Below are 24,306 nucleotides of genomic sequence, written 5' to 3' on the forward strand. Positions count from 1 at the left end.
TCTTCTCGCCCGGGTCAGCGGCTCCTCTCGCCCGCGAGCCTGCGCCCTGCCGCGTGCCGCGCGGCGACATAACCGAACACCATCGAGCTGGCGATGCTCGCGCCGGCGCCCGGATAGGTTCGGCCCATCACTGTCGCGGTGGTGTTGCCGGTGGCGTACAGGCCGTCGATCACCTGGTCCTGCTCATCGAGAACCTGTGCGTACTCGTTGGTGATCACACCGCCGCATGTCCCGACATCGGCCGGAAGCACCCTCGTCGCGTAGAACGGCGCCCGGTGAAGCGGGCCGACGGCGGCGTTCGGCCGATACCCCGGATCACCAAGGCAGTCGTTGTAAGCCGACTGTCCCCGGCCGAAGTCGGGATCCAGGCCCTTGACGGCAAACTGATTGAAGCGCTGGATCGTGCGCGTCAGTTCGTCTGCGGGAAGGTCGATCTGGCGTGCCAGGTCTTCGATGCTCTCGGCACGTTTGACCGCACCCGACTCGATCAGCTCGGACGGCAGCCGCTGGTTGCGCTTCAGCAGGTTGACACTGGTGACGTATCTGCGCACATATCCGTCGTCGAAGATCATCCAGCAGGGCACCGCCTTGTTGGCGTACATCGCCTTGCCGACCTCCACGTAGGAGTTCGACTCGTTGCAGAACCTCCTGCCCGTCGAATCCACGTAGATGGCGCCGGGCCGCTGACGTCCCGAGCCCAACGACGCGGCGGCAGCCCCGCCGTTGGCAATGAAAATCGAAGGCAGCCACCACGCTTCGTCCAGCAGATCGGTCTTTGCGCCCAGTCGCATCGCGGTTTGCAGCACCTCGCCGGTATCACCCGCGTTGGCGATCGACCACTTGGCCTCGTTGGGTTGGTCGCCGCTGTAACGCCGCCGCATCTCGGCGTTGTGCCCGAACCCCCCGGCGGCCAGCAGGACTCCCTTGCGTGCCTCGACATTCAGCGGGTTGCCGTCGCGGACGATGCGCGCACCGACCACTCGGCCGTCTTCGACGATGAGGTCGTTCATCGCGGCGTTTATCCATAGCGGTGGCTGGCCGTCGCCGAGATCCATCAGCGCTTTGAGCATCTGACCGATGAGCGAGGCGCCGTTGGTGAGGATCTGGCGCCGGCGGATCCGGGCCGCCGCGGTGCGCAGGAAAACCCGGGTGGCCACGGCGAAGGCGCGGGGCGCACGGTTGAAATACTGAACGGAACGAAGCTCGTTGGTCAGCACTGCGTACCCGTAGTTCTTGGCCAGCGGCGGCTGCACCTTGTCACTCCAGCTGCCCAGCTCGGCGGCATCGAACGGAATTCCCTCCACCGCGCGGCCAGCTTCGTTGCCGCCCTTATGGTTTGGGTAGTAATCGCTCCAGCCTGCGCAGCGGATGAGCTGGACGCCTTTGCGGATCAGGAAATTGATCATCTCGTAGCCCGCGGTCAGGAACATTTCACGGCGCTGCGGCGACGACGGTGCACCGATGTCGCCGACGACGTCGGCCAGGTAGGCAAGCCCGTCTTCGTGCGAGTCCGCTATTCCATCGGCCCGCATCAGCGGGTTGTTGGGCAGCCACACGATCCCGCCGGACAGTCCCGTGGACCCGCCTACCAGCGCTTGCTTTTCGACGATCAGCGGCTCGAGCCCGCAGTCGAGCGCAGCGAGCCCGGCCACCATCCCGCCACCACCACTTCCCGCAACGAGCAGGTCGACGGAGTGGTCCCATTGGGTGGTCATCGCGCCTCCGAGCTGAAGCCGAGATCGACGATCGGCACATCGATGGTGGTGTTGGTTTTCTGGATCGCCGGTACCAGCGTGTCGTAGGGCAAGCCGGCGAGGAAGCCGTCGACGACGCGTTCAAAGTTCGAGATCAGCCCTTCGATCTGGTCTGACAGCCGCATGTATTCAAATCCCTTGGAATGCAGCCCTTTTTGCTGCCGTGGCAAGTTGGAGAAGTCCTGGGCGGGGATCGGCGGCCAGCGCGGGTCGTCCGGCGCCATCGGCTCCGGCGGTGTGGGCTTTCCCGCGGACAGGTCTGAAGGGAAACGGGTGAGCGACCAGATCTCGAAGAGGGTTTCCTCCGGTCCCAACGGCCGGATCCGATACGACGAGGCGCTGCTGTAGGTGGGCAGGATGAAGTGGTGGGGGAAGCAGAATCCGATCGCGTCGGTGATCCCCCGGCGGACAAGGTCGTTGAGGTCGGGCATGTCGCTGCCCCGCGCCCGATGCCAGCTGACGACGGCATCGTTGACGGCGCTGCGCCAGGCGGTCATCGCCTCGGCCGGATCGGATGGCAGATCGATGTTCTGCAGACCCTCGGCGATGCGGATGTCGTTCTCGTGCGTCATGCCTCCCATGCCGTCGCCCAGGGTGTGCATGAAGTACAGGCTGCTCGCAACCACCGGATGCACCGCTGCGGACGGACTGCCGGACTGCGCGGACGGCAGCAGCTGGGGGTGGGTTTGCGGGACATGGTAGCCCTCCATGAACGCCGCCGTCGCCAATTTCCAATTCACCGGTAGCCGACACGATTGCCACCACTCGACGCGCAGCGATTCCACCTTCCAGGCGTCATAGATCGACGCAAACGGCTCCGTGCAGTCACGTAGCGAAGGGGCGTTGTTGTCGAGGTTGATCCACGCGCATCCACCCCAGAGCTCGCACCTGACCGAGACGAGTTGCACGTCATCCGGACACAGATTCTCTTCGGCGAAGACTTCGGGTCGCAACACAAACGTGTTGCGTCCGTCGATGCCCCAGCACCAGCCGTGGAACGGGCAGACGAATGTCCGTCGATTTCCGTTGCCTTCCACCAGCTTTACCCCGCGGTGCCGGCACGCATTGTGGTATGCCCGGACGTTCTGGCTGTCTACCCGCACCACGATGATCGACTCGTCGAGGATCTCGTACTCCACGAAATCGCCCGGCTTGGGGATCTCCTCGAGCCGGCATGCCATCTGCCACACGCGCGGCCAGAACATCTCGTTCTCCAGCGCGTAGAAGTCCGCGTCGTAGTACCGCTGCTTGGGAATCCGATCGGCGGTCTGCACCGCCCACGGCACCGGAAGGGGTTCCCAGTTCACCTCGGATCGCAGCTTGCCTATCTCTACAGCCATCTCAGTATCCCCTTGTGTCAGCTCATACGATCCGTGATGCCCGGCCTTGCCAGTAACGTTCGCGGATACGCCTCTTATAGAGCTTTCCGTTCGGGTCCCGCGGCAACTCCGGGTCGAATTCAACTGTGCGCGGACACTTATAGCCCGCGAGATGTGTTCGGCAGTATTCGATGAGCTCGACCTCCAGATCGGGCCCGGGTGCGACGCCGTCGACCGGTTGCACGACGGCCTTGACCTCCTCACCGAACTCGTCGTTGGGGACGCCAAACACCGCTGCGTCGACGAGCTTGGGGTGCATCACCAGTAGGTTCTCCGCCTCCTGGGGATAGATGTTCACCCCGCCGGAGACGATCATGAACGTCGATCGGTCGGTGAGATACAGGTACCGGTCGTCGTCGACGTAACCCATATCGCCCAGCGAGCGCCACCCGCGGTCGTTGTACACCGACGCGGTCTTGGCGGGGTCTTTGAAGTACTCGAAGTCGGGTCCACCTTCAAAGTAAAGCTCGCCGGACTCCCCGGCGGGAAGTTCCTGGCCGTCCTCGTCGACCACGTGCACCGGGCTCATCGGTATGCCCACCGAACCCGGATGGGCAAGCCACTCCTCGGGCCCGATCGTGGTGCCCGCGAATCCCTCAGTCCCACCGTAATATTCGTGGATGATGGGGCCAAACCAGGTCATCATCTGGTGCTTGACGTCCACCGGGCACGGGGCGGCCGCATGGATTACACATTTCAGGCTTGAAACGTCATATTTCTCCCGGACGGCCTTGGGCAGCTTGAGCATCCGCACGAACATCGTCGGCACGAACTGGGCGTGGGTGACGCGGTGGGTTTCGATCAAGCGCAGCACGGCTTCGGCGTCGAACTTCCGCATGATGATTGCGGCGGCACCAACGCGGTTGACGGCCATCGTGTAGTTCACCCCGGCGGCGTGGTACAGCGGCGCCGACGACAGATACACGCTGGCGGAGCTCATGCCGTACTTGTGAATCAGCGCCATCTCCAGAACGGACTGGGCCCACGAGCCGTTGCCGTCGGTCGGAAGCGACCGGCGAACGGCCTTGGGCCGTCCGGTGGTGCCCGACGAGTACAGCATCTCCGACCCGTCCGACACCGGCGGCGCTTCACCGGCAGTCGCCACGGCGTCGTCGTAGGATTGCCAGCCGGCCACATTGCCCCCGACCGCGATGTGGACGTCGACGGCAGAATTGGCGCTGCGCAGATGCGCCGCCAGATCGCCCATCGACGCGTCGACGAATACCGCCTTCGCGTCGGAATCGTCAATGACGTAGGCGACTTCGTCGGGCGTGAAGTGGGTGTTGACGGCGGTGTAGTAAAGCCCGGAAAGCTGGCATCCCCAAGTGATTTCAAAGAACTCCGGCCGGTTCGGCAGAACCAGAGCGACGCCGTCGCCGCGACGTAACCCGGCACTGTGCAGCACCGCGGCGACCCGTTGGCTGCGGGAATGCAGCTCGCCGAACGAGATCGTGTCGCCGTCCGCGATGATCAGGGCCGGCGACTCTGCGGCTGTGATCGCGTGATCGACGATATTCACCAGCAGACCTCGAAGGGTTAAGTGGCCGTCGCGCCGTCGGTCGATGCGGCTGCGGCGGCCTGGCGTCGGGCTTGTTCGGACGGCAACACCTTGTCCTTGAATACCTGTTGAATCAACTGCTGCACGTCCTTACTGACCGAGGCGAGCGCCACCAGGTCGTTGGAACTCTGCCAGTGCACCCGCATGCCCATCAGCTCCCAGGCCCGTTTGAGGTTGGCCTTGGTGGCCAGCAGCGTGGTCATCGGCGCCTGAGCGATGTGACGGGCGATGGCCTCAACACGCGCGTCCAATTGGTCGCGCGGAACGACCTCGTTGACCAACCCGACCTCTAATGCCTTCTTGGCGTCGATGACCTCGGCGAGGTACAGGTAGTAGGCAGCGCGCCGCCAGTTCATGAAAACCCATGGCTCGATCGAGCATTCACCCGACGGCATGCCGAAACCCTGCAGCGGCGGGTAGGAGAAGTACGCATCCTCCGACGCGATGACGATGTCGGTAGTCAGCCCGTAGTGGGTTCCCCCGCCGACGCAGTAACCGTGCACCTGCGCGATGGTCGGCTTGGAGAACTCCCACAGGTTCAGGATCGGCTTGACGAACAGGTCGGTCTGCGGTTTCCAGGGCGTGCCCATGACCTGTGCGCCCTTGACGAATTCCGGGTAGTCGACCGCGTTGTTGCCGATCGCATGCCCCGAGCAGAAGCCCTTGCCGTTGGCCTTCAGGATCAAAACCTTGATGTCGTAGTCGCGGTCGGCGTCCAGCAGCGCGGCGTCGACTTCTTCGGCCAACTTCTGGTCCTGGGCGTTGGCCTTCTCGGGCCAATTCAGCGTTACCTTCGCGATGGCCCCTTCTTTTTGGTAGATGATTCTCTCGCGGGTCTCGTTGAGATCCATATGCGCTTACCCTTTCGTTATGACGTAATGACACCGATTTCGGCGCCGATGTCGTAGGTGGTTCCGACCTCGCCTGTCCATTGCACGGTGCCCGCGGCGCCGGCTTCGATTTCCTGTTCCACCTTCTCGGTGGCAATCACGTAGATCGGTGTGCCCTCTTCGACATGCTCCCCGGCGTCGACCAGCAAGTCGGTGAGCTCGGCCTCCGAGACGGCGACTGATACCCGCGGGATACGAATGACGAAGTCACCCATGGGCTTTAGCCGTCTGGAGGGTGCGCCGTGCGGCGTTGACGATGCCTGCTGCCGACGGGTAGACGTGCGCCTCGAGTGCGGCCGCAGCCGGGTTGGGGACGAACCTGGCACCCACCCGCTCGACGGGTGCGGCCAGTTCGCCGAACAGTTCGGACTGCAGGATCGCGGCGATCTCTGCTCCTGGCCCGGCGAATTGGACTGCGTCGTGGACGATCACGGCTCTTTTGGTACGGCGGGCAGATTCGACGATCGTCTCGACGTCGAGGGGAACGAGAGTACGTAGATCGACGACCTCCGCGCTCACACCCTGGTCGGCCAATGTGGCGGCGGCCGCGAGGGCTTCGTGAACGCTGCGACCGTAGCTGATCACGCTGACGTCGGTGCCCGCTCGCTTGATGTCGGCCTGGCCGAGCGGAATTGAGAACCCGGGTTCGACGGGAACGGGTCCCTTTTTGCTCTGCAGACGAATGGTTTCGACGAACAGGCAGGGGTCCTCGTCGAAGATCGCCGTGGTCAGCAGGCCTTTGCCGTCGCGTGGGGTGGAGGGCACGATCACCTTCATCCCCGGGATGTGCATGAACCAGGCCTCCAGACTCTGCGAATGCGTGGCGCCGGTGGCCAGACCCGCATACACCTGAGTACGGATGGTGATTGGCGCGGTGGTACGCCCGGCCGTCATGAATCGCAGCTTGGCGGCGTTGTTGATCAGCTGGTCGGCAGCGATGCCGATGAAATCCATGATCATGATCTCGGCCACCGGCAGCAGCCCGTCGATCGCAGCCCCGATCGCCGCACCGGCGATCGCGGCTTCCGAGATCGGTGTGTCCAACACCCGGTCGTGCCCGTACTTCGTCGACAGCCCTGCGGTCGGGCCGGACGCCCCGGGATCGGCGATATCCTCACCGAGCAGAAACACCCGGTCGTCGGCCTGCATCGCCTGATCCAGCGCAAGGTTCAGCGCCTCGCGCATCGTCATTTCTCTTTCTTGCATGTCCTCACACCGGAAACTTGATCGGGGCCGCGTACACGTCGCGGTCGAGTTCATCGATGGATGGGGAGTCCGCGCTCATCACGGTTTTCAGCGCGGACTCCACCGTCGCTGCAGCCTCGTTCTCGATGCTGTCGAGCTCGTCCGCACCGCAGATGCCGGCTTCGGCGAGGTGGTCGCGGAATCGCGGCACCGGATCGGCAGCCATCGCCGCGGCCAGCTGATCTTTGGGGATATACGGCATCCGGTCACCGAAATAGTGGCCACGAAAGCGGAATGTCACACCTTCGATGAAGGTGGGGCCATCGCCGTTGCGCGCCCGCTGCAGTGCTTCATCGAGCGCGGCCTTGACGGCCAGCGGATCGTTGCCGTCGACGCGTACGCCGGGCATGCCGTAGCCGGCCGCCCGGTCGGCGACGTGTTCGAGCTTCATGGTGTCGGCGGTCGGCGTCATTTCGGCATAGAGATTGTTCTGGCACACGAAGACGACCGGCAGATCCCACAGTGCGGCCATGTTGGCCGCTTCGTGGAATGAGCCGGTGTTGGTGGCGCCGTCACCGAAGCTGACCACCGTGACGCGGTCGAGTCCCTTGCGCTTGGCGGCCATCGCCAGACCGACCGCCACCGGTGGCCCGGCTCCGACGATCCCGGTCGAGAGCATCACGCCCTTATCGGGTTTGGCGATATGCATGGTGCCGCCCTTGCCGCGGCTGGCACCGACGGTACGGCCCATCATCTCGCCGTAGATCTCCTCCAGCGGCACGCCCTTGCCGATCAGATCGTGCAGCCCACGGTAAGTCGTGACCAGCTGGTCGTCGGGTCGCAGCGAATCGCCCATCGCGGCGGCGATCGCCTCCTGCCCGCGCGACGGCCAGTACACGCACATAAACTCGCCGGTCCCGATGCCCTTCGAGAGCCGGTCGTCGGCCGCCTTCATCAGCACCATCAGCGCATAGATGCGCTTCTGGATCTCTGGAGCGACCTCTGCGGCGCGAGTCACTTTGTGTAGGAGCCGATCTGCCGATAGACCTTGGGAATTGGCGGCGTCTCCATGTTGAGCAGCTCCAGCGACGACATTTTGCCGCTGGCACCAAGCTCCCCCAGCCGTTGGACCACCGAGTCGAGGTCGTCGCAGTCAAGCTCGTAAATTGCGATGAATGGCCCCTTTCCGTCGGTGGGCGCGAACCGACGGGCGGAGACGATGCCGTCCACGGAACAGATCTCCGCAAGATGCGTGTCGTTATACCACTTGTGATAGTCCTCCACACGGTCCGGCGACACCGGCATCGACTCCAGGTAGATGAACCCTTTGGGCATGCTCACCTCTCCACTTCGGTTGGGGTGCAGTTTGATTGACCGTGCCTTAAGCGCCAGCCCATGGCTTCACCTTGAGAAATCCTCCGGCGTCGACCCGGAGCTGCTGGCCGGTGATGTAGCGGGCGGCATCGGAGGCCAGAAACAGCACGGCCTCGCTGATGTCCTCGGGTTCGACGTAGGGAATCGGCATCGCCTGGACTAGCGGGAAAACCGGTTCGGCGTCTTCACGAGTCGGATTCTTCAGGTCGGGCCGGAAGGCCCGGTACATCGGCGCACTGTGCAGCATGTCGGTGTTGACGTTCGTCGGGTGCACTGCATTCATCCGGATGGAGAACTTGGCCAGCGCCAGCGCGAAGTCGTTGACATAGTGCGCGGCAGCTATTTTCGCAAACGCATATCCAGCTCCGCCGGGGCCGCCGTCGATGCCGGTGGTGTTCATCGACGACATGAATGCCGCGTTGGATCCGATTACGATGATCGAGGCGCCGGCGTGCAGGTGTTTGAGGCTGGTATGCACGAGGTTGAGCACGCCGACCAGATCGACGTCCACCGCGTCGGCGAAGGCTTGCGGCGGCAGGCCCGCGGTGAGCGGACAGATGCCTGCGTTGGCGACCACGACGTCAAGATGACCCAACTCGGCGACGCCCCGCTCGATAGCCGCGGATAGGGCGGCGCGGTCGCGAACGTCGGCGATCTCGGTGTAGGCGCGCTGCCCCTCCTTCTCGACGAGCCGGGCCGTTTCGTCGAGGTCCTCCGGTCGGGCCAGCGGGTACTCGTTGGTTTCGATGTCGGCGCACAAGTCCACCGCGATGATGTCGGCGCCCTCGGCGGCGAGCATTCGGGCATGGGAGCGGCCCTGACCGCGCGCGGCCCCGCTGACCACCGCTACCTTGCCCGTCACTCTGCCCATCACCGGTCCTTTCTCAGCGCCTTCGACGAGAACGAATCAGGTTGAAGCCCAGGCTTATTGGTGCCATGCGCCAGATGACCGACAGGTGCGCCGACCCGGCCAACAGGTGGGACCGGACGAGCGTTCGACTCCATCGCATCTCTTCCACGACGCTGCGTCGTTGCAGTTCAGGCTGACGAATACCTATAGTATCTATACTACCTAAAATAGAAAAGACACCGAAAAGAGTGGGCAAATGTCAGGCGTGCTCAGTGGCGTCCGGGTCGTCGAGCTGGCTTCGTGGACGTATGTTCCTGCTGCCGGTGTCGCTCTGGCGGACTGGGGCGCAGAGGTCATCAAGGTGGAGAGCATCGTCGGTGATCCCGGCCGGGCGCTCGTCGTCGGAGGGTTCACCCGGCAAGCGGCGCGTGCCGACACCGACTTCATCCTCGAGCTGAGCAACCGCGGAAAGCGAAGCATCGCATTAGATCTCAAGAATGAGACCGGTCGAGAATTCTTCGGGCGACTGCTGGCCGCAGCGGACGTATTGCTCACCAACTGGCTCCCGGCGGCGCTGGAGCGGGCGCGCCTGACGGTCGACGACATCCGCGCGTTCAACCCGAACATCATCATCGCGCGCGGAACGGGGTTGGGTGTGCGAGGCCCCGACCGCAACCGGGGCGGTTTTGACGCCGCCACCTATTTGGCTCGCGGCGGAGTCGCGTACACGCTCACACCGTTCGGCACCGAAAATCCCGCCGTGCAGGGCCCGGCCTTCGGCGACCTGCAGGCCGGGATCACCCTGGCTGGCGGCGTCTGCGCAGCACTGTTCCACCGCGAACGCACCGGCGAGCCGACGATCGTGGATTCGTCGCTACTGGCCCAGGCGATGTGGAGCATCGCTCCGTCGATTTCGGTCGCCGACCTCTTCGGCATCGACGGCATACCGGGAGCGCCACCGGGGTTGGCGATGAACCCCCTGGTCAACCGGTACAAGACCAAGGACGACCGGTGGATCCAGATGGTGTTTCTCCAGCCGGACAAGTTCTGGGCCGGATTCTGTCAGCGGATTGGATTGCCTGGGCTGGCCACCGACGAGCGCTTCGTACCGTCGTCGAATCTGGTCGCCAACGCCGCCGAAGCGACCGCCCTGCTCGCCGACAAGTTCGCCGAGCACGACCTCGAGCAGTGGCGGCAAGCACTGGCCGATGAACCCGGCGTGTGGGCGCCGCTGGCCACCCCACGTGAGACGCTCAACGACCCGCAGAGCAAACCCAACGGCTACCTGATCACCAATGTCGACGACCAGGGCATCGAATACGAAATGGTCGCTGCACCAGTGCAATTCGATGAAAATCCACCTGGCCCGGGACGCGCGCCCGAACACGGGCAGCACACCGAGGAGATTCTGCTCGAGCTCGGCTTCGACTGGGACGACATCGCCAAGGCCAAAGACAGCGGAGCAATCCTGTAGCCTGCCCCTCGAATGTGAATCTTGTGGAGGGCGTAAAGGGGAAGTCATGACTGCGGGCGTCGAACAGCTGGAGTTTCAAGCCGAGGCGCGACAGCTGCTGGACTTGATGGTCCACTCGGTCTACTCGGAGAAGGATTCATTTCTGCGGGAGCTGATCTCGAACGCCTCCGATGCTCTGGACAAGCTGCGGATTGAAGCGTTCCGGAACAAGGACCTAGAGGTCGACACCTCCGATCTGCACATCGACATCGAGGTCGACAAGGACGCGCGGACCCTCACCGTCCGCGACAACGGCATCGGCATGACCCGCGCCGAGGTCGTCGACTTGATCGGCACCCTGGCCAAGTCAGGTACCGCCGAGCTGCGTCAGCAGTTGCGCGAGGCTAAAAACGCCGCCGTTTCCGAGGAGCTGATCGGTCAGTTCGGTATCGGTTTCTATTCCACCTTCATGGTGGCCGACAAGGTCGAGCTGCTCACGCACAAGGCCGGCGAGAGCGAGGCGACCAAGTGGGAGTCGAGCGGCGACGGCACCTACACCATCGCCTCGGTCGAGGATGCTCCGCAGGGAACGTCGGTCACCTTGCATCTCAAGCCGGAAGACAAAGAGGACGCACTCCACGACTACACCTCGGAGTGGAAGATCAGGACGCTGGTCAAGAAGTACTCCGACTTCATCGCCTGGCCCATCCGGATGGAGGTCGAGAAACGGACCCCCGCTTCAGAAGACGGCGGGGAAGAGACCGTCACCATCGAGACCGAGACCCTCAACTCGATGAAGGCGCTATGGGCCAGGCCCAAAGACGAGGTCTCGGACGAAGAGTACAAGGAGTTCTACAAGCACATCGCGCACGCCTGGGATGAGCCGCTCGAGGTCATCGCGATGAAGGCCGAGGGCACCTTCGAGTACCAGGCCCTGCTCTTCATCCCGTCGCACGCCCCATTCGACTTGTACGAACCGGGCGCGGACATCGGTGTCCACTTGTACGTCAAGCGCGTCTTCATCATGGCCGACTGCGCCGAGCTGATGCCCAGGTATCTGCGGTTCATCAAGGGCGTCGTCGACGCACAGGATCTGTCACTGAACGTTTCCCGCGAGATCCTGCAACAGGATCGGCAGATCAACGCGATCCGGCGCCGTTTGACCAAGAAGGTCCTTTCGACGATCAAGGATCTGCAGTCTGAGCGACCGGAGGACTACCGCACGTTCTGGGGCCAGTTCGGCAAGGTCCTCAAGGAAGGGCTGATGCGGGACTTCGACAACCAGGAGACCTTGCTGCAAATCTCCTCGTTCGCCTCCACGCACAGCGACGAAGAGCTCACTACTCTCGCCGACTACGTGGAACGGATGAAGGACGGCCAGCAGCAGATCTTCTACGCCACCGGCGAGTCGCGTCAGCAGATCCTCAACTCACCGCACCTGGAAGCATTCAAGGCCAAGGGTTACGAGGTGCTGCTGCTCACCGACACCGTCGACGAGATCTGGCTGGGGTCGGTGACCGAGTTCGACGGCAAACCACTGCAGTCGGTGGCCAAGGGCGAGGTGGACCTCGACACCGAGGAAGAGAAGACGGCCCACGACGCCGAGCGCAAGGAGCGGGAGAAGGATTTCGCCGACCTGCTCGGTTGGCTGAAGGAGACCCTCAGCGAGCACGTCAAGGAAGTGCGGTTGTCCACCCGGCTGACCGAGTCGCCAGCCTGCCTGATCACCGATGCCTTCGGCATCACCCCGACGCTCGCCCGCATGTACCGGGCTTCCGGCCAAGACGTTCCGGTCGAGAAGCGGACTCTGGAACTCAACCCGAACCATCCGCTCATCACCGGCCTGCAGCAGGCGCACAAAGACCGCGCCGACGACCCATCGGTCGCTGAAACCGCCGAGTTGCTTTATGGCACAGCACTTCTCGCCGAGGGTGACACACCCGAAAACCCGGCACGGTTCGCCGAGTTGCTCGCGCACCGGCTGGCCCGCACGGTATAGACGCACTTGGCCTCTAGGCTGGGCGGCTTTAGTTGCCGTGCCGCACTTGGCTGAACGGCACACCACGGTCAGCGGCGTACTCGCGGGGGAAGTTCAGCACCCGCTCCCCGATGACGTTCCGCGCCATTTCGATGGTGCCGCCGCCCATGCAGACCGCTTGCCGGGCCAGGTACCGCAGACCGGTCTGCAGGCCCTCCCCCTCTGCGCCCACGACACCGGCCGTTCCGGTGATCGCCAACCCGGTGTCCATCTCCAACGTCACGGTCTCGGCGTGGAAAAGCCGGATCAAGGTTCCGGCGGCGGGCGGGAGGCTGCCGTCGCGGACACTGCGGTAGACATGGCCGCCCAGCTGATCGCTGACCGCACGGTGCACCAGTGCCCGACCGGCCAACTGTTGTACCCGCTCGTTGTCGGCCTGCCCTATCGTCTTTGCCAGCGCCACATAGTTCACCGGCGTCGCCCGGCCGCCCTCGCTGCCACTGCCGCTGGCGAATTCCGAACCCATTCCCACCGCGCGGCGCTCATGGTAGAGCTGGCGCGAGGCCACCGCCCACCCCTCGTTGACCTCGCCGACAACGGCGTCGTCGCCGACGTCGACACCATCGAGGAACTCCTCACAGAACTCCGTGGAGCCATTGAGTTGAGTGATGCGCCGCAACGTGATTCCGGGATGCTTGATGGGCACCAAGAACATGGTCAGGCCGTCGTGCTTGGGCACATCCCAGTTGGTACGGGCCAGACAAAGGCCGTAGTCGGCGGCGAATGCGCTTGTGCTCCAGGTCTTTGCGCCGTTGATCACCCAGCGGTCGCCATCGCGCTCGGCACGGGTGATCACACCGGCCAGGTCCGATCCGCCGCTGGGCTCAGACAGCAGCTGAACTAGCACCTCGTCACCCCGCAAGGCCGCGGCGATGTGCTGACGTTTCTGCTCCTCGCTCCCAGTATCGAGCAGCGTCGCGCAGCAGATGGTGAACGTGGGCGTGTTGAGGATCAGCGGCATCTCATAGCTGAGGCTCTCCTCGTCGAATGCCCGCTGGTAGTCGTAATCCAGACCCAGCCCGCCGTACTCGCGGGGAAAGCAGATTCCGGCGAATCCGCCGTCATAGAGCCGCTTTTGCAGCTCGCGAGCCCGCTGCCAGCAGCGTTCCTCGTCACGATGGGCGGCCGGTGGAAACGCGGGATCGATGGGTGGCGTGTTGTCGGCCAGCCAGGCTCTCGCCCGGGCGCGGAACTCATCGATGGATTCGACGGGTGCCGCTGTGTCGGTTCCGAAGGCCTTGGATGTCTTAGCCATCAAGCAGACCTCGGGGCCCGGTTTCCTGCCTCCTGCCACTGGTACACCCGCAGGTTGTGCTCTTCGGGCGTGCCGAACATGGACCGGTACAACGCAACCCGCCGCAGGTACACGTGCAGATCGTGCTCCCAGGTGACGCCGATTCCACCGTGCATCTGCACACAGCCCTGCACGATCTCGGTCGCCATTTCCCCGACGTACGACTTGGCGATGCTGGCCGACAAACCGGCCTCGGGCGAACGGGCCGCGATGGCGGCAACCGCCGCGGCCGTCGTTGCCCGGCATGCCTCCAACCACATCTTCATATCGGCGAAGCGGTGTTTGAGTGCTTGGTAGGACGCCAGCGGACGGCCAAAGGTGTGCCGGTCCAATGCCCATGCGACGGTGAAGTCGAACACAGTCTGCAGAATGCCGACCACTTCGGCGCACTGCAGCACTTGCGCGAGTTGGCTTTGATGGTCGATCAGCCCGGCGGTCTCGGCGGCGCTGCCGACGGCCGCGCTGTGGTCGACGTCCACGCCGTCGAAATGCACGCGGGCGTAGTGCTTGACCAGATCGACCGACTGTTGCGGTTCGATCTGCACCCCGGAGGCCTTGGTAGGCACCAGGAACTGGCGCACGCCGTCGTCGCTGTGTGCCACCACAAGCAGCAGGCCGCTCTGGGCGCCCGCTTCCACGCGATCTTTGACGCCGTCGATGCGGTAGCCGGAGTCGGTGGGTGTGGCAGTCACCGCCGGTTGATGGGGCGCCCAGCCCTGTCCGGGCTCGTAGACGGCCCAGGAGGCCACCGTTTCACCGGAGATCAACGACTCGATCGTGGCCGCATGAGACTGCCGCTCGGCGCAGTCGACCAGACTGGCGAGCACCGTGCTGACGGGATACAGCGGCCCCGGCGCCACAGTCTTTCCGAGTTGTTCGGCGACCATCGCCAGATCGGCGACGCCATCGCCCGACACGCTGCCGCCGCCGAGTTCCTCGGGAACCAGCAAGGCCGTCCAACCCAGCTCAGCGGCCCGCTGCCACCAGGTCTGGTCGAAGGAGACGCCCGCCGCGTGCAGCTCCCGCACCCGGCTCAGCGGAACCTCTTTCTGCAGAAAAGCTTGGGTGGTGGAGGCGAAGAGTATCTTTTCGGGGGAATCGACGGCAGTCATGATGTTGGCTGGACCTCCATGGCCTTCCTTCACCGTTGCGGATGAAGGCTGGGCGTGTCCTGGTCATCCGTCCGATTCGAACCCAGTCGGGGTTCACTGGTGCCTTCGATGGTAGCAATGAGCAATACAGTTAAGAGATACCGGAGTTCAGTCGATAATGACGTCTAGAAGCTGTGGTCGCTGTGGCTGACGCTGGCGAACGGCCGGCGGATTCCGCCAAGGCGAAGGCGGACGCGATCGCGTTAGCCGAGCAGGCCGAGGCCGAAGCGGCTGAGGCAGAAGCGCTGGCTGCGGCGGCGCGCGCACGCGCCCGAGCCATCAAATTACGGCGTGAGGCGCAGGCGCAGGCGGAAGCGGAGGCGGAAGCCGACAACGATGCCGAAGACACCACCACGGTCGTCGAAGCCGCAGACGACACCGCAGAGGCGCCCGAAACGCCCGAGCCGTCCGAGCGCTCCGAGCCATCCGAGGAGGCGGAGCCACCCGCGGGGTCGACCGAGTCGACCAGCCAGCGGTGGCGGGTGCCGGGGTTGTCCGGGTTGTCCAGGGTCCTCACCGCTGCCGCCATCGTGGCCATCTGCGGTCTGCTTGGAGCGAGCGGATGGATGCTCTGGCATCACCACACCGTCCTGGCGGAACGGCAGCGATCCGCGGCGTACGTCGCTGCCGCCAGGCAAGGCGTCGTCAACCTGACGTCACTGGACTTCAATAAGGCCAAAGAAGACGTCCAGCGGGTACTCGACAGCGCCACCGGCGAATTCAGAGACGACTTCCAGCGTCGCGCGGACGATTTCGCGTCGGTGGTAAAAGATTCCAAAGCGGTTACCCAAGGGTCGGTCACGGCCAGTGCGGTTGAGTCGATGAGCAAGGATTCCGCCGTGGTTCTGGTGCTGGCCAACGAGCGCGTCACCAATTCGGCTGGCGCCAAAGACGATCCACGCGCTTTTCGGTTCCGGGTTTCAGTGGTCCGAGACGGTGATCAACTGAAGATTTCGAAAGTCGAGTTCGTGCTATGAGCGCCGACGACAAGACCGAGCAGCAGAACGTCGAGGGCGTCGCCGATCTGGAGCCCGGCGACGGGGTCGAGATCGACAAGACGGCCGCAGACGAAGACGAAGAAGCCGACGAAGGCGACGAAGCCCAGCAAGACGACGACACCACCTTGGGCCTGGGCGATAAGGTCGCGCGCCGGCGACGCGTCAAAGTCGCCCCGCTGGTTCTCGTCCTGCTTCTGCTGCTGTCCGGTGCGCTGGCGACGTGGTTGTACGTCGTTCAGTACCGACCCGATGAGCAGACCGACACCGCAGCCGCTCAAATGGCGATCAATGCGGCGCGCGACGGTACCGTCGCGCTGCTGTCCTACAAACCGGACACCCTCAACCAGGACTTCGCCGCTGCCAAATCCCATCTCACCGGAGATTTCCTGAACTACTACGACCAGTTCACAAAGGAGATCGTGACCCCGGCCGCCAAGGAAAAGGCGCTGACCACTACAGCTCAGGTGGTGGGGGCGGCGGCGACCGAACTGCAACCGAATTCAGCGGTCGTGTTGCTTTTCGTCAACCAGGCCACCACCAGCAAAGAACGGCCCGACCCGGCGATGGCGTCGAGCAGCGTGCTGGTGTCGCTGACCAAGGTCCACGGCACGTGGCTTATCACCAAGTTCCAGCCGGTATGAGCTGAGCAGCTAAATGGCAAACGAGCGGCGAAGCACCTGAGCGTGCAGCGCGGCGCTTTCCCGGGATACCACCCACTCCGGCACCACTGAATCGAACCCGTGAAACGTGGCCGCGACGACATGCAACTCGGTGTGCACATAGGCGTGCAACAGCCGGTTCGCGTAGTCAATGGCTTCATCGCGACACGGGTCGATCTCCGCGCAACTGATGAAGGCCGGCGGCAACCCCTCCAGGTTCGCCCGCTGGGCCGGCACCTGTTGGGCCGTCGCGGCGGTGTGACCGAGATAGTGCCCCCATGCCCGACTCACCGCGGGGCCGTTGAGTCCCGGCGTCCGCTGGAATTCCCGGCGCGATGGTGTCGCGTCGGAGTCGAGCATCGGCTGGTGCAGCACCTGGGCCAGGATCGGCGGACCCTCCGCGTCGAACATGCGCTGAGCCAACGCCGCGGCCAGAGCCGCACCCGCATCCCGGCCCATCACCACGACGCGGGTGCCGTCCGCGCCAAGGCGGGCACTGTTCTCGACGGCGTAACGAAACGCCGCTTCGACGTCATCAAGTGCTGCCGGGCACGGGTGCTCGGGTGCGAGCCGGTAGTCGACCGACACGACGAGGCAGCCGGCCGCGCGGGCCAGGTCTACACAGTGCAGATGGTCGGTATCGAGGTTTCCGGTCACGAAGCCGCCACCGTGGGCATACAGTGCCAGCGGCGCTGCCGACTTGGTCAGGCCGCGGTAGAGGCGCAAGCCAAGCCGTCGATCCTGCGGACCGGTGATGGCGCGGTCTTCGATCTCGACGCTGCCGGTGTCGACGGCGGCCGCGCGCTCGGCAGCCAGCCGCTCGGCGCGCTCCCGCTCGGCCGGAAGTGTCTCCGCACGGAATTCGACGATGTCCAGGCTGGCTGCGGCGTCGCGCAGCGCCGGGTCGATGCGGCTGATCCTTCTATGGCCTTTCGGCTGCGCGCGATCGGTCTCGGTCGTCATGCTCTCTAGTCTTTCAGCCGTTTCGAATGGTGTTCACCTAAGCCTTCGTCAAGGTAGACCTGCGACTCCATGTGGTGAAAGATGCGGTACTTCTCGCCGCGCGCCACCACCAGCCAGGTGATCCAGCTGCTGCCGCTGTGCTCGACGTCGGATTCACGTCCGGCGAAGCTCCATCGGCTCAGCACGACGCAGCGCGCGAAGCCGTCGGCGAGCAGATCGGCCGATCGCAGCTGCGACGACACCGACGCGCGCTTGAGGCGCCCGGCGACCCGTGCCCAGTGCCGGTCGAGCTCGTCGGCGCCGATCAGCGGCATCGCGTACTCGTCGCCGATGTACACCGGCTGCGGCGTGTCGTCTTCCCAGAGGGCGGCAACCCCCACGAGATCGAGGGCCGACCACTTTGCGTCGTATTCATCGACAAGGGCACTCAGCCTGGCGGCCGGCTCGGTCACTGCCTCACTCGAAACTGACACCGACCGGGGGCTGTTCCCCGGGCAGGGCTTTCACGGTCGCCGGCAACCCATACAACGCGGTCGCGTTGCCGCGCATGATTCGCTCCCGTTGCGCCGCGGGGAAACGGTTGATCGCGTAGGCCGGCGAGTCGTAACTCCAGTGCGGATAATCCGTCGAGAACATCAGGTTGTCGCCCAGGTCCATCATTTCCAGATATTCACGGAATTGCCTGACGTCGGCGTCTTCCAGCGGCTGGGTGGTGAACCGGACGTGTTCGCGGACATACTCCGACGGCCTGCGACGGACGTGCGGTAGGTCGGCGCGGCGGGCTTCCCAAATCCGGTCCATGCGCGCCATCACCGGCATCGCCCAGGTGAAGCCACCCTCGATGAACACCACCCGCAGATCGGGGTGCCGGTCGAAGGCACCGTCAAACACCAGGCTCATCAAATGCGAGACGTATAGCAGCGGCCAAGAGGCAAAGAAATCGTGCCAGTGCGCCGGATTGCCGACCGGATAGATCGGAATCAGCTCGAACGGCGTCTGCCCCATCAAGTGAGTGGCCACCGGCAAACCATTGCGGGACGCGGCCTCGTAAAGCGGATCGAAATGCGGGTTGCCGAAAGGGATTCCACGTGTCTGCGGCGTCATCAATATCTGCGCCATGTAGGGATGCCCTGCCCACCGCTCGACTTCGCACGCCGCCTGCTCAGGTACCTGCGCGCTGACGCTGATCGAGCCACGCCAGCGGCCGTGCGCATTGTTCTGATCCAGCCAGACGTCGGCAAGCCAGTCGTTGTAGGTGGACTTCAGCACATGCTCGGCCTGCGGCAGCTGCGCGTCGCACATCGGCTCAAGTGATGCGATGCTGACGCCGGCGTCGACCAACAGTTGTTTCGCCGCGTAGTCGGGATCGCTACCGGCAACACCGCCGCCGGGCGGGGCGGCGTCGACACGCAGTGACATGGTCTTGTATGAGTCCGGTGTGTCGTAGAAATGCGGCAACGGGCTGACCGCGTTTCCGGACGGCCAGATCTTGTCGACCCACTCGGCTGGCGCATACGACTTGAGCACGTCGGTTGAGACGGGCAGAGGGTGCACATCGGTGTCGACGATGGCGACCGCGATCTCGGTCTGCGGTTCGACCCGTTCGATCGTGGTCATCGGGCTGTCTCCTTTGCTCCAAGCCCCTTGGCTCCAAGCCCGTTTGCCTGGAGCCCTTCGACTGCTAGCCCGTAGAGCTCGCTGGCGTTTTGCCACAACATCCTGTCGCATTGTGCGGCGTCGAGACCTGAGGCCGCCACGTCCGGCGACGACGTCGACCAGTGCGGGTAGCTCGAGCCATACATCAGCAGGTCAGCCTTGCCGGTGAAGTCCATCCAGCGCTGCATCTGACCGGTGTCAGTCGGCCCGTCGAACGCCGACGAACAGAACCGAACATGGCCGGGCAGGTACTCGCTGGGATAGCGGTCGACCCACGGCGTCTGGTCACGCATCGACAACCAGAAGGTGTCCAGCCGCCACATCAGCGGGGTGAGGATGTCGTATCCGCCGTCGGCAAAAACGAATTTCAGATCCGGATGCCTGCCGAAGACGCCTTCGACGATGAGCGTCGCGAGGTGGACGAAATAGTTGAGGGGCATGAAGGCCGCGTAGCCGGCATAGGTGTGCGCGTGGCCGGCGAACGTCGGCGGGTAATCGACGCCATTGCCGCCGTTGATGTGCAGCGCAACCGGCAACCCGTAGGCGGCCGCGGCCTCCCAGATCGGCTCGAACATCGGTTTGCCATAGGGCTCACGGGACTGCATCGGGACACCGACCTGAACCAGCTTGGGATGTGCGGCAAGGCGTTCGATCTCGGCGACCGCACCTTTGGGATCCTCGGGGTTGACCCGGATGGTCCCGCGGAAACGGTCGGTGATGTCTGGCTCCAGCCAGCGGTCCAGCAGCCAGTCGTTGACCGCGGCGCAGATTCGGCTGTTGAGCAGATAGTCGGCAATGTTGCCGCGGGTCAAGGGGTTCAAGATGGCGTACTGGACCCCGGCGTCGTCGAAAAGATGACGAGCAACGGTTTCAGGATCAGACCCCGGGTAGTGCTCTCCGTACAGGTCTTGCCGGTAGTCGCCACCCGGGGCTTGATACCACTGCTGTTCGACGTCGGGAATCGACCGCAGGCGGTGGGCGGCAGGGAGGTAACGCCGGATTTCGGCGTTATAGCCGAAATGGGGCTGAACATTGGCATCGATGACCGTGCCGACCGTGGTGCTCATGCAGTCAGGTACACCTCGCCGTCGTTGACGTCGACCTGGTAGGTCCGGATGCGCCGCCGCGGATCGGCAACGTTGCAGCCCGTGGTGAGGTCGAATTCCCAGTTGTGCCAAGGGCACCGAACGATCTGCCCGTCGCGGGTGCGCCGAAGCCCCTCCGGAGCGCCCGGGTCGGCCTCGTTGGTTCCGCCGATGTAGCCCAGACACAAGGGCGCACCCTCGTGGGAGCAGTAGTTGACGATCGCGTGCAAAGACCCGTGCACGTTGTACACACCCACACCGAACTTCCCGACATCAACCAGCTTCATCGTGCCCGGCGGCAACTCGTCGAGGTAGCAGACCAATCGGCGTTTCAGCACGGCCGAATCACCGCCTCCCTGATGATCGTGCAGGTCAATACTGTCCCCATTACGGTAAACACCACAACCCGTTGGGCTTGATTGCTATTTATATTATGATAGCGAAATTCGATGCTCAGGAGGGATGCTGGTGACGATCAGCGCCGAGCCGCACGGCGAACCCATCACGCTCGACACGACCGGTGAAACCAGTCCCTACCCGTTCTTCGAATACAAGAGGCACACGGAGCCCGTCCATCACGGCTCCTTGATGGACACCGATCTGTTGCCCCCGGAACTGAAGCCGGACGACGAATGGGTCCTGTTCGGCCATGACGGCGTCTTTCAGGCATTCCGCGACGACCGGATCTTCACCTCCGCCGCCTACGACAAGACGATCGGATTGGTGATGGGCCACACCATCTTGGCGATGGGCGGCAAAGAGCACCACGACCATCGCAGCTTGGTGGCCAAGGCCTTCCGCGCCAGCGCGCTGGAACACTGGGAGCCGTCGGTCATCGGCCCGGTCTGCGATCAACTCGTCGACGAGATCAAAAACGACGAGCAGGCCGACTTGGTGAAGTCGCTGACATTCGAATTTCCGACGCGAATCATCTCGACACTGCTCGGACTGCCCCGCGAGGATCTCGACCTGTTCCGGCGGCTGTCCCTGGACCTGATCTCGATTCCGACCGACATCATGGCGGGGTTGAACGCCGCGACGGAGTTGCACGGCTATTTCCTCGACCAAGTCGAACAGCGGCGCCGCAAGCCAACCAACGACATCATCGGTGACCTCGTTGCCGCCGAAATCGGCGGCGAGAAACTCACCGACGAGGCCATCATCGCGTTTTTACGTCTGTTGTTGCCCGCCGGCTTGGAGACCACGTATCGCTCCTCGGGCAATCTGCTCTACCTGTTGCTCACCCACCCCGAACAGTTGGCGATGGTCTACCAGGACCGCTCACTGATTGCGGGCGCGATCGAAGAGGGACTGCGCTACGAAACACCACTGACCATGGTCATGCGCACCACCACCGAGGAAGTGGAGGTGAGCGGTCACACCATCCCCGCCAAGGCGCAGGTCGACTTGTGTATGGGATCGGCCAACCGCGACGAGAGCCGGTGGACCGACTCCAACACGTTCGACATCCGCCGCCCGCGCCAAGCGCACATCGCGTTCGCCGGCGGCATCCACATGTGCCTCGGAATGCACTTGGCCCGGCTGGAAACCCGGGTGATGTTGAATAGCTTGCTTGACCGGGTCGCGAACTTGGCCCTCGTGGCCGACGACGGAACCGGTGAGGACTCCAGAATTGTCGGGCTCACTTTCCGGTCGCCCAACAAGCTTCCGGTCAGCTTCACCCCGGTGTCATGAAAAGCCGGGCGGCGATTCTGCATGACGTCGGCGGCCCTTGGTCTGTCGAGGAATTCGAGCTAGACCCGCCGCGTGCAGGCGAGGTTCTCGTCCAGATGGCGGCCGCCGGGTTGTGCCACTCCGACGACCACATCCTCAAGGGCGACATGGCGGCGCCCAACGAAGTCCTTCGCGCGATGGGGCTGCCCACGATGTTTCCCACCGTCGGCGGCCACGAGGGTTCGGGCATCGTGCGCGAAGTCGGCTACGGCGTTACCGATTTCGAGCCCGGGGACCACGTGGTGACGTCGTTCGTTGCGGTCTGCGGCCAATGTCGCTGGTGCGCTACCGGCATGGAGTACCTGTGTGATGAGGGCATCGGGACGCTGACCCCGGGGATGCCGACCGACGGTACCTTCCGCCACCACACCGCCGACGGTAAGGATCTCGGCCACCTTGCGAAGGTCGGTACGTTCGCCGAACACACTGTCGTGTCGACGAATTCGATTGTAAACATCGAGCGGCACCTACCACTGGTGCCGAGCGCGCTACTGTCGTGCGCCATTCCGACCGGCTACGGTTCGGTCGCCAACCGGTCCAACATGCGGGCCGGCGACACCGTCGTGGTCGTCGGCGTGGGCGGCATCGGCACCGGCGCGATCCAGGGGGCCCGCATCAACGGCGCCGCGCAGATCGTCGCCGTCGACCCGCTGGAGTTCAAGCAGAAATCGGCGATGAAGTTCGGCGCCACCCACACCATCGCAACGGCAGCCGAGGCGCTGGATCTGGTCAGTGGTTTGACATACGGGGTGATGGCCGACGCCGTCGTGGTCTCGCCGTCTCTCATCGCCCCCGAGGACGTACGCGATGCGGTGAAACTCACCCGCAAGGGCGGGACATGCGTGCTCACCGGGATGACCTCGCAGTTGACCCACTCCGTCAAGATCGACCTGCAGGATTTCATCCTGATGAACAAGACGCTGGCCGGCACCATATTCGGGTCGTGCAATGCGAAGTCGGATATCTCCCGGCTGGCCAGGCTCTATGAGACCGGTCAACTGTTGCTCGACGAGATGATCACCAGACGATACCGGCTCGACGACATCAACGACGCCTACGCGGACCTGCTCAACGGTGAAATCGTCCGTGGTGTCATCGATTTCGGGGCGGCGTGACCGTCCCACGCAGTCGCTGCATCTGACCATACGCGTCGATCGGGCTGTGCAGCGCGAGGCCACCGTCGGCGTGCACGATCTGGCCTGTCACCCAAGGTAATTCGAGGACACCCACGATGACACCGGCGACGTCACCGGCCTCGCCGAGACGTCCCAAGGCGGTGCGCTCAGACAAACCTTCCACCCAGCCGGGCAGCTGCTCCGGTTCGCCCAGCATCGGTGTCCGGGTGACACCGGGCCCGACAGCGTTCACCCGGATGCCGTAGCCGCCCCATTCCACAGCCGCGACCCTGACCAGCATGTTCAACCCCGCTTTGGACACGCAGTAGGCACCCATATCCCGGTCGGCAACCGTTCCGCTGATGCTGGAGACGACGACGATCGATCCGCCGATTTCCGCGTCGATCATCGCCTCAGCGGCTGCCCGAATGGTCAGCCAGCTGCCGGTGAGATTTACCGCCAGCACCCGCTGCCACTGCTCAACCGACTGCGCCAGCAGTGTGCCGGATGCGCCGATGCCCGCGCAGGCCACAATTCGCGTCGGCACGCCGTGCTCGCGCACGGTGTGGCTCATTGCCGCCGCTACCGCCTCCGGATCGCTGATATCGCAATCGATGTCGCCGCCAGCCTGATCCCACACCACCACGTCGTGGCCGTTGTCGCGCAACCGGCCGGCGACTTCCCGCCCGATACCAGATGCACCGCCAGTGACGAGAGCGCTCATGCCGGCGGTCCGATCAACTCGACCAGTACCCCGTCCGGTGCGGTGATGACTGCCATCGGGACCGTCGCGCCGCCCGGTGCAGGCACACTGATGCGACGCACGCCGTCGGTGAAACCCAAAGCGGCCAAGCCGGACAGCGTCGCGTCGACGTCCCGCTGCAGGGAGAGTAGGAAGAATCCGTGCCGGGGGGCCGGAGCTGGCGTCGGCGCGTCGCCGGCTCCCTCAAAGACCACGAGTTCGACGATGCCGGTGTCCGGAGTCTGCGGATCACCCAGAAATATCGACCGCAGCTGATCGGAGCCTGCCCCGAAGAGCTCGGGCCAGTTACCGCGGAACGTGTGGTCGAACAGTTCGGTGAATCCTAGCCCTTCTCGCCAGAATCTCATCGACCGCTCGACATCGGCCGTACAGATTGCCGCATGATGAACGCCCAACACAGGCTTGCT

General features: G+C 64.1%; 24 protein-coding genes. 6 read left to right on the forward strand and 18 right to left on the reverse strand.

Features of this window, described 5'->3' with window-relative positions; translation table 11 throughout:
* Positions 1 to 14: 14 nt before the first annotated feature.
* From ACLQI9_RS11390 to ACLQI9_RS11430, 9 genes are read right to left on the reverse strand one after another with little or no spacing between them, the layout of a single operon-like run.
* Positions 15 to 1,715, reverse strand: a complete 1,701-nt coding sequence (locus ACLQI9_RS11390) for an FAD-binding protein (protein WP_442375933.1) — start codon at positions 1,713 to 1,715, stop codon at positions 15 to 17.
* Complete coding sequence (locus ACLQI9_RS11395) at positions 1,712 to 3,094, reverse strand: aromatic ring-hydroxylating oxygenase subunit alpha (protein ID WP_442375934.1); 1,383 nt, start codon at positions 3,092 to 3,094, stop codon at positions 1,712 to 1,714. Before ACLQI9_RS11395 ends, ACLQI9_RS11390 begins: the two co-directional genes overlap by 4 nt.
* A gap of 22 nt (positions 3,095 to 3,116) precedes the next feature.
* On the reverse strand, positions 3,117 to 4,652 hold the full coding sequence (locus ACLQI9_RS11400) for an acyl-CoA synthetase (protein WP_442375935.1): 1,536 nt from the start codon (positions 4,650 to 4,652) through the stop codon (positions 3,117 to 3,119).
* Positions 4,653 to 4,669: 17 nt separating this feature from the next.
* Positions 4,670 to 5,542 carry an enoyl-CoA hydratase-related protein gene (locus ACLQI9_RS11405; protein ID WP_442375936.1) on the reverse strand — a complete coding sequence of 291 codons (873 nt, stop codon included), beginning with the start codon at positions 5,540 to 5,542 and terminating at the stop codon, positions 4,670 to 4,672.
* Positions 5,543 to 5,559: 17 nt separating this feature from the next.
* Positions 5,560 to 5,796: a biotin/lipoyl-containing protein gene (locus tag ACLQI9_RS11410; RefSeq protein WP_442375937.1), complete on the reverse strand. Its 237-nt coding sequence runs from the start codon at positions 5,794 to 5,796 to the stop codon at positions 5,560 to 5,562.
* Positions 5,789 to 6,787, reverse strand: coding sequence for an alpha-ketoacid dehydrogenase subunit beta (locus ACLQI9_RS11415; protein WP_442375938.1), 999 nt, complete (start codon positions 6,785 to 6,787; stop codon positions 5,789 to 5,791). Before ACLQI9_RS11415 ends, ACLQI9_RS11410 begins: the two co-directional genes overlap by 8 nt.
* 4 nt (positions 6,788 to 6,791) lie before the next feature.
* Positions 6,792 to 7,730: a thiamine pyrophosphate-dependent dehydrogenase E1 component subunit alpha gene (locus ACLQI9_RS11420; protein WP_442375960.1), complete on the reverse strand. Its 939-nt coding sequence runs from the start codon at positions 7,728 to 7,730 to the stop codon at positions 6,792 to 6,794.
* A gap of 50 nt (positions 7,731 to 7,780) precedes the next feature.
* Complete coding sequence (locus ACLQI9_RS11425) at positions 7,781 to 8,101, reverse strand: hypothetical protein (protein WP_442375939.1); 321 nt, start codon at positions 8,099 to 8,101, stop codon at positions 7,781 to 7,783.
* Positions 8,102 to 8,147: 46 nt separating this feature from the next.
* Positions 8,148 to 9,011 (reverse strand): mycofactocin-coupled SDR family oxidoreductase, encoded by an 864-nt coding sequence (locus tag ACLQI9_RS11430; RefSeq protein ID WP_442375940.1) that lies wholly within the window; start codon positions 9,009 to 9,011, stop codon positions 8,148 to 8,150.
* Positions 9,012 to 9,246: 235 nt separating this feature from the next.
* On the opposite strand from ACLQI9_RS11430, the gene ACLQI9_RS11435 reads away from it, so the two are divergent.
* Both ACLQI9_RS11435 and htpG read left to right on the forward strand, forming a co-directional pair.
* A complete protein-coding gene (locus tag ACLQI9_RS11435; protein WP_442375941.1) occupies positions 9,247 to 10,464 on the forward strand; it encodes a CaiB/BaiF CoA transferase family protein in 1,218 nt (405 codons plus the stop codon).
* 46 nt (positions 10,465 to 10,510) lie between these two features.
* Positions 10,511 to 12,442 carry a molecular chaperone HtpG gene (gene htpG, locus ACLQI9_RS11440; RefSeq protein WP_442375942.1) on the forward strand — a complete coding sequence of 644 codons (1,932 nt, stop codon included), beginning with the start codon at positions 10,511 to 10,513 and terminating at the stop codon, positions 12,440 to 12,442.
* Positions 12,443 to 12,470: 28 nt separating this feature from the next.
* On the opposite strand, the gene ACLQI9_RS11445 is transcribed toward htpG, so the two are convergent.
* Together ACLQI9_RS11445 and ACLQI9_RS11450 are read right to left on the reverse strand one after the other, a co-directional pair.
* On the reverse strand, positions 12,471 to 13,736 hold the full coding sequence (locus ACLQI9_RS11445; protein WP_442375943.1) for an acyl-CoA dehydrogenase family protein: 1,266 nt from the start codon (positions 13,734 to 13,736) through the stop codon (positions 12,471 to 12,473).
* The gene (locus ACLQI9_RS11450) at positions 13,736 to 14,887 is read right to left on the reverse strand and encodes an acyl-CoA dehydrogenase family protein (RefSeq protein ID WP_442375944.1); all 1,152 of its coding nucleotides are present in this window, start codon (positions 14,885 to 14,887) and stop codon (positions 13,736 to 13,738) included. Before ACLQI9_RS11450 ends, ACLQI9_RS11445 begins: the two co-directional genes overlap by 1 nt.
* Before the next feature lie 182 nt (positions 14,888 to 15,069).
* On the opposite strand from ACLQI9_RS11450, the gene ACLQI9_RS11455 reads away from it, so the two are divergent.
* Together ACLQI9_RS11455 and ACLQI9_RS11460 are read left to right on the forward strand one after the other, a co-directional pair.
* The gene (locus ACLQI9_RS11455) at positions 15,070 to 15,903 is read left to right on the forward strand and encodes a hypothetical protein (protein ID WP_442375945.1); all 834 of its coding nucleotides are present in this window, start codon (positions 15,070 to 15,072) and stop codon (positions 15,901 to 15,903) included.
* On the forward strand, positions 15,900 to 16,565 hold the full coding sequence (locus ACLQI9_RS11460) for a hypothetical protein (protein WP_442375946.1): 666 nt from the start codon (positions 15,900 to 15,902) through the stop codon (positions 16,563 to 16,565). The genes ACLQI9_RS11455 and ACLQI9_RS11460 overlap by 4 nt, the downstream gene beginning before the upstream one ends.
* A gap of 9 nt (positions 16,566 to 16,574) precedes the next feature.
* Here the strand turns inward: ACLQI9_RS11460 and ACLQI9_RS11465 are convergent, their stop codons facing one another.
* From ACLQI9_RS11465 to ACLQI9_RS11485, 5 genes are read right to left on the reverse strand one after another with little or no spacing between them, the layout of a single operon-like run.
* On the reverse strand, positions 16,575 to 17,546 hold the full coding sequence (locus ACLQI9_RS11465) for an alpha/beta hydrolase (RefSeq protein WP_442375947.1): 972 nt from the start codon (positions 17,544 to 17,546) through the stop codon (positions 16,575 to 16,577).
* Positions 17,547 to 17,551: 5 nt separating this feature from the next.
* On the reverse strand, positions 17,552 to 17,998 hold the full coding sequence (locus ACLQI9_RS11470) for a hypothetical protein (protein WP_442375948.1): 447 nt from the start codon (positions 17,996 to 17,998) through the stop codon (positions 17,552 to 17,554).
* 4 nt (positions 17,999 to 18,002) lie between these two features.
* Positions 18,003 to 19,163 (reverse strand): amidohydrolase family protein, encoded by a 1,161-nt coding sequence (locus ACLQI9_RS11475; RefSeq protein WP_442375949.1) that lies wholly within the window; start codon positions 19,161 to 19,163, stop codon positions 18,003 to 18,005.
* Entirely contained in the window at positions 19,160 to 20,269 is a 1,110-nt protein-coding gene (locus ACLQI9_RS11480) for an amidohydrolase family protein (protein ID WP_442375950.1), read from the reverse strand. The genes ACLQI9_RS11475 and ACLQI9_RS11480 overlap by 4 nt, the downstream gene beginning before the upstream one ends.
* Positions 20,266 to 20,625 (reverse strand): Rieske (2Fe-2S) protein, encoded by a 360-nt coding sequence (locus ACLQI9_RS11485; RefSeq protein WP_442375951.1) that lies wholly within the window; start codon positions 20,623 to 20,625, stop codon positions 20,266 to 20,268. Before ACLQI9_RS11485 ends, ACLQI9_RS11480 begins: the two co-directional genes overlap by 4 nt.
* A gap of 124 nt (positions 20,626 to 20,749) precedes the next feature.
* On the opposite strand from ACLQI9_RS11485, the gene ACLQI9_RS11490 reads away from it, so the two are divergent.
* Complete coding sequence (locus ACLQI9_RS11490; protein WP_442375952.1) at positions 20,750 to 21,982, forward strand: cytochrome P450; 1,233 nt, start codon at positions 20,750 to 20,752, stop codon at positions 21,980 to 21,982.
* Entirely contained in the window at positions 21,979 to 23,136 is a 1,158-nt protein-coding gene (locus tag ACLQI9_RS11495; RefSeq protein WP_442375953.1) for a Zn-dependent alcohol dehydrogenase, read from the forward strand. The genes ACLQI9_RS11490 and ACLQI9_RS11495 overlap by 4 nt, the downstream gene beginning before the upstream one ends.
* On the opposite strand, the gene ACLQI9_RS11500 is transcribed toward ACLQI9_RS11495, so the two are convergent.
* The gene (locus ACLQI9_RS11500; RefSeq protein WP_442375954.1) at positions 23,114 to 23,860 is read right to left on the reverse strand and encodes an SDR family NAD(P)-dependent oxidoreductase; all 747 of its coding nucleotides are present in this window, start codon (positions 23,858 to 23,860) and stop codon (positions 23,114 to 23,116) included. The two genes, ACLQI9_RS11495 and ACLQI9_RS11500, sit on opposite strands and share 23 nt — an antisense overlap.
* Positions 23,857 to 24,297, reverse strand: coding sequence for a VOC family protein (locus ACLQI9_RS11505; protein ID WP_442375955.1), 441 nt, complete (start codon positions 24,295 to 24,297; stop codon positions 23,857 to 23,859). The genes ACLQI9_RS11500 and ACLQI9_RS11505 overlap by 4 nt, the downstream gene beginning before the upstream one ends.
* Positions 24,298 to 24,306 lie beyond the last annotated feature (9 nt).

Origin of the sequence: Mycobacterium sp. (genome assembly GCF_052143115.1) — a bacterium.
In the GTDB taxonomy this organism is placed as follows: domain Bacteria; phylum Actinomycetota; class Actinomycetes; order Mycobacteriales; family Mycobacteriaceae; genus Mycobacterium.